Source organism: uncultured Thiodictyon sp., assembly GCF_903946935.1.
Taxonomy (GTDB): Bacteria; Pseudomonadota; Gammaproteobacteria; order Chromatiales; family Chromatiaceae; genus Thiodictyon.
This window is the reverse complement of record NZ_CAJAXH010000278.1, coordinates 1-4,651: the sequence shown is the minus strand read 5'-3', so window position 1 is coordinate 4,651 and position 4,651 is coordinate 1. Positions and strand designations below refer to the sequence as shown.

Here is a 4,651-nt window from a genome sequence, read left to right as displayed (position 1 = left end):
CTATGCGAAAGGCATCAGGCTCTCAAACAGGTTGATGAAAGATGTCGAAGCGAGATTGAAGCGTAGCCCGACTTTGCCAAAATGGGACATCTTTATCCAGCCGGTTTTCGGGTAACTTCTATAACGGAAATCACCTTAATCGCTCCGCGCACCGCATCGAGCGCGGCATTGACCGCCTTTTCGGCCATGGCGAGGCTGATTCCTTCCAGCGCGGTAAAGACCATCTTCATCGAGCGCTGATGCAGCCGTGATAACGCCCGCGCCTGCTCCTCAGTAATCTGATGCAGGCCCTTCCATGTCTGGATGTCCGCCATGCTCTGAGCGAATGTTTTGGATTCGCTGGTCGCGAAGTTTTTCGCCTCCGGCCACTTCTCTCCGAATACGCCTTCGGCCGCAACGAGCATCTGACGCGCCACGTCATTGACATTGATGGTGGTCATTTTCTGGTCTCCGCTACTGTTGGTTTAGTGCCGGTTGTGCCTGATTCCACTTAAGGAACAGCAGGTGCTTGACGATGGCCCTGAACGATTGCTCAAAGGCGTCCTGGGCATTATTGAGCACAGCGGCGGCGGGGGCGGTCTTGTGCAGCGCCGCCAAATCCTCATATTGCGCCTTGAGCGCCTCGAAGTTGGTGGTCAGCGGGTGCGCCTGCAACCCCTCTTCAAGGACCTGGGCACGCAGGATCAACGCCGCAACATCGCCCTGCGCTTCTTGATAAAACTCCTTGTTTGCCTCGTAGGAGGCCTCCGCCCGTGACGATGAGTTCAGTTTTGCAAAAAAGCTGACGGTCTTGACGTGCAGCGCGTTCACGGCGTTATCAATGATCGCGTCGTATTCCGCAATCAGTCTTACCTTGAATGCGCAGCCGGCCAGTAAACTGACCAGAAGGACTGCCGCCAACCACACGAAATATTGGTTGCGCAAGCGTTGCTGCACCTGTCTCGTATTATTCACGCCGGTCCTCCAAGAAAAACGTTTAAGGACACCCTGCCAGCTTGCGGCGATGCTACTACCTCAAAAATCGCCGGGCGAAAAATATTACCCATATTTTGTGCGTGAAGTCAAACCCCTGCATCGGTCGTCCCGGCCTTGATCAGCGTTTCGGCCAGCGGCCATCTTCTGGAGTCCAAGGCTTCAGCCTTGGTCTTGTCCGTCCAAGGTTGAAGCCTTGGACTCCGACCACCTACCGCGCCACCAGCGGAAAATTGGCACTCCCCAAGAAGCCTGAGACCGTCTGCTGGCAGCCGCCGCCCTTTTCCTGGGCGATCTGGCGGACTTCGCGGTCGGTGTCGGCTCAGATGTGGGCGACGCGCAGCACCCGATCCGCATCATTCCTGGACTTGCTGTTCAGTCGCTTGAGCAGGGCGTTGGTAACTTCTCAATAAGTCATGGCAGCTTTTGAATCAGTGGGTTGCGAGGCACAATGGCGCCGCCGAACCGCCGTCGAACCCACATGAGAGGTGACCGCTGAGAAACAATCAACAGCTTACGGGGCGCTTTGAGCTCGTGAGCAGGGCAAAAGCACTTTTCTTGACTTCTATGTCGTTATTTTTATGGGCGCAATGACTTATTGAGAAGTTACGGGCGTTGGTGCCGACGTACCCGCCGATCAGACCGATCCGCCGCCGCACCGCTACCCGTGACGCTGCAAGTCCCCCGTGGGAGCGGCTTCAGCCGCGACGAGGCCACCGCCGCTTGCGAGGTCCCCAACAGTTTCCAGGCCAGGTGATCAGGTTGGGGTTCGTTCCTCACTCCAACCTACATGCTTTGATGTTCAATGGTTTAGGCGGATAAGAATCGGGCCGGGGGGCGCTGGCGTGTCTGGTTTGATTTGCAGTCGAGGTCCTCACGCCGCGCTTCTTCGGCAGGCTGTTCCAGCCACCCAGAGTCTTGACACGCTACGTCTTTGCGTGAAACAATGTTTCATATTGGAACGTTGTTATATTTTGTCCATAGTTGCAAGAAATTATGACAGACCCTCAATACTGGTCGCTGCGCGACGTCGCGGCATATCTGCAAACCCAGCGAGGGGTTGCCACCAGTCTGAGCACGATTTCTCGCTGGGCAAAAGATGGGCCTTGGGGTTTTCCCCGGCCAGACCAGTCCACGGCCGCGTCACCGCTCTGGCGTGCTGAGCGAGTGAAAGAGTGGGCGCGAGTGTATGCGCGGGTCAAGCATCTGTCTGGGTATCAGCTTACTTATCTTCTTAAGACTTATGCTGCATGTGGAGCAAACTGCCGATCGCAGCTAATGCCGGTAGAACCGGCAGAGGTTGCTGATTTTCTATCTCCCTTTCGCATGACTGAATCGATACTCGACGGGATCCGGACTTTGATCGCGGCGTATCGTGTTCTGGAGGAAGGTTGGAACGAGCAATTCGAGCGCCTGGTCGAGCAATCAAACAAAAGGTTAGACTGCGAGCCGCTCTTATTGCCTGCCACCTTTACGAATCTTTGCGCAATTGAGAACGAAAATGCCGTCTCTGACGTGTTGGCTGAGATGCTAAGACTTCTATCGAAGTCTGCGGCCTTTCAGTCGCTGGATCTGACGATGAATCTTGGTGGCGATAGTGATCGATGTCCGCGGTTAGTCGAGCGAGAGTGGCCGGTTACTGAGGGCCATCCGAATCAGAGTGGCCGTCTAGATATCACGGCCGTCTATCGCGACGAGGAACGATTGGTTATCGAAGTGAAGTTGGGCCATGCAGACAAGTCTGACCTCGCAAAGAACGAAGGTTATACTCGGTCTCTCAACGCGTCAGGGGTCCAGTACCGGGCCGTGGCCTTGGTGCGTGGTCAATCCGAAGCGTCCTGCGGATATGGCTTTGCGCTTTGTGATTGGCGGGAGGTTTTGCTCAGATTCCGCGGTGTCATCGCTCGGGGTTATGACGACATTCCGGCTCACAGTCGCTTGGCATTGCTGTTTCTGGTCGGAATGCTCGAACGCAGGGTCTTGGGTCTGCGTCTGGAAAAGCGCTTGGCCCACCGTGATACCCTGGAATATCTACAAGAGTTTCACTCTGGAGGAACTCGGCATGAATGAGACTGACATCGCTTTCCTGAACAACCTGGCGGATCCGCGAGCGCCTTTTGTCGATATCGTCCGGGCTATCTATCGGGCGAATCGTCTGATATGCGAGAGCGCCCGGGATGCCTTGACGGCTCAACTCGATGATATCCAAGATGCTTTGAACGTCCCCGGCCCCCTTGTTCCGCAGAACCTACGTCTCCAGATCTGGCCGAAAGCCGATGCGCCTAATCCATGGGATTACGATAGGTGTAAGGCTGGGGCTGTGGTTTGGTTGCCGAATCCCGTAGACACTAAACTGAGGCTGTTTGTCGAGTTTGGCGATCAGAACTACATCGTCGTAGGGCTCGAATTCATTAACCCGACGCGCCGGAACCGTTGGGTCGAGCAGTTTCCGGAGAGACCAGGACTCATTGAAGAGGAATGGGAAGCAGAATTTATAGGGTATACCCTGGTGATGCGTCGCCAATTAGACGGATTCGCGACACTGGATGGCGAGCTTACGGGGCTGCTTACGGAGTGCTTGAGTGAGATACGTCGCGTTCGGGTGTTGAATCCACCTCAGTAGTCAGAAGATTGCGGATGACTTGAAAAAACCGTCGGGGATTGCCCGGCGTACCGCCAAGTCAAGGCTGGCTTTTCTGTAAAGGCTGTCGGCCCGACCGAAGACTCGGGCCTTCGTCAGCCTTATCTGGCTGAAGCGTCGATCTCCGGTCGCCTACCCCATGAGTTGTTCCACCACCCGCCTAACTTGCTCAATGCGCTGGCTGGGATCGGACAGGTCCCGGAAAAACCGCAGCTTGTCGCCGCCGTCGAGCTTGTATTCCTTGGGCCTCGTCTGAATGAGCTTGATCAGTCGCGTCGGATCGACCTTGGTGTCGCTGCCAAAGATCACCCGCCCGCCCGCCCGCCCCCGACGAGCGCTGGGCGCTCGGTCTTGGCCTGATGCAGGTCCGTGGACATCATGGTGCCTTTTCTCTCTTCGTGTTGGTTAAGTGATGCCAACGCGAGCCCACGTGCGTGCTCAAGCGCCACGTCACTCGGGTGTCTGCAATTGGTCCGCCGCCGCGCGCAATCGCTCGACGTAGTCCAGCACCTCCGGTGTCGCGGCCCGGATCGCAATCAGGATATCGGCGATGGCCGAGGTCTGCGGGTATTCGTGCCCGACGGCGTTACGCAGGTCGCGCTGACGTTCCCAATAGTCCAGTGGAGCACGGCATGGCGCGGACTCATAACGGGTGGCCTTCGGCGCGTGCCTGACGCATGAACGCGGTGGTCTGTCCGGGATTGATCACCAGGTCCACCGGGAGGCGGAGCCGTCGCTCAAGGTCCCGCCGCAACGCCTGACGGGCGAGCAGCAGGTTTTCTTCGGGCAGGCGGTCGGGTTCCACGTAGAGGTCGACATCGCCCCCGCGGGCGCTGTCGTCCAGGCGCGAGCCGAATAGCCAAATGCCCGCGGCTGTGCCAAAACGGGCCTGAACCAGGGCTCTCTGGGATCTCAGTAGGTCGCATAGTTTCTCAAAAACAGCAGGATAGAGCGGTTACACAAAAAGAAAACGGCTCTATGGCAACGTCTGAAAATAGCGTAAGCCTCTGATATAAAGGTTCGGCAGAGCAGTAATCG

Annotated in this window: 6 protein-coding genes; 2 read left to right on the top strand and 4 right to left on the bottom strand. The window is 56.8% G+C overall.

The window, feature by feature from the left end:
- Positions 1–92: 92 nt before the first annotated feature.
- Both QZX93_RS24470 and QZX93_RS24465 read right to left on the bottom strand, forming a co-directional pair.
- Positions 93–440: a hypothetical protein gene (locus QZX93_RS24470; protein WP_295394996.1), complete on the bottom strand. Its 348-nt coding sequence runs from the start codon at positions 438–440 to the stop codon at positions 93–95.
- Between the two features lie 13 nt (positions 441–453).
- Positions 454–954 carry a hypothetical protein gene (locus QZX93_RS24465; protein ID WP_295393707.1) on the bottom strand — a complete coding sequence of 167 codons (501 nt, stop codon included), beginning with the start codon at positions 952–954 and terminating at the stop codon, positions 454–456.
- A gap of 1,296 nt (positions 955–2,250) precedes the next feature.
- Between QZX93_RS24465 and QZX93_RS24460 the strand changes: the two genes are divergently transcribed.
- Complete coding sequence (locus tag QZX93_RS24460) at positions 2,251–3,042, top strand: hypothetical protein (protein WP_295393709.1); 792 nt, start codon at positions 2,251–2,253, stop codon at positions 3,040–3,042.
- Complete coding sequence (locus tag QZX93_RS24455) at positions 3,035–3,595, top strand: hypothetical protein (RefSeq protein WP_295393711.1); 561 nt, start codon at positions 3,035–3,037, stop codon at positions 3,593–3,595. The genes QZX93_RS24460 and QZX93_RS24455 overlap by 8 nt, the downstream gene beginning before the upstream one ends.
- A 150-nt stretch (positions 3,596–3,745) precedes the next feature.
- Here QZX93_RS24455 and QZX93_RS24450 read toward each other — a convergent pair whose 3' ends face one another.
- The gene (locus QZX93_RS24450; RefSeq protein ID WP_295393713.1) at positions 3,746–3,922 is read right to left on the bottom strand and encodes a hypothetical protein; all 177 of its coding nucleotides are present in this window, start codon (positions 3,920–3,922) and stop codon (positions 3,746–3,748) included.
- A gap of 334 nt (positions 3,923–4,256) precedes the next feature.
- Positions 4,257–4,418, bottom strand: a complete 162-nt coding sequence (locus tag QZX93_RS24445) for a hypothetical protein (RefSeq protein WP_295393715.1) — start codon at positions 4,416–4,418, stop codon at positions 4,257–4,259.
- Positions 4,419–4,651 lie beyond the last annotated feature (233 nt).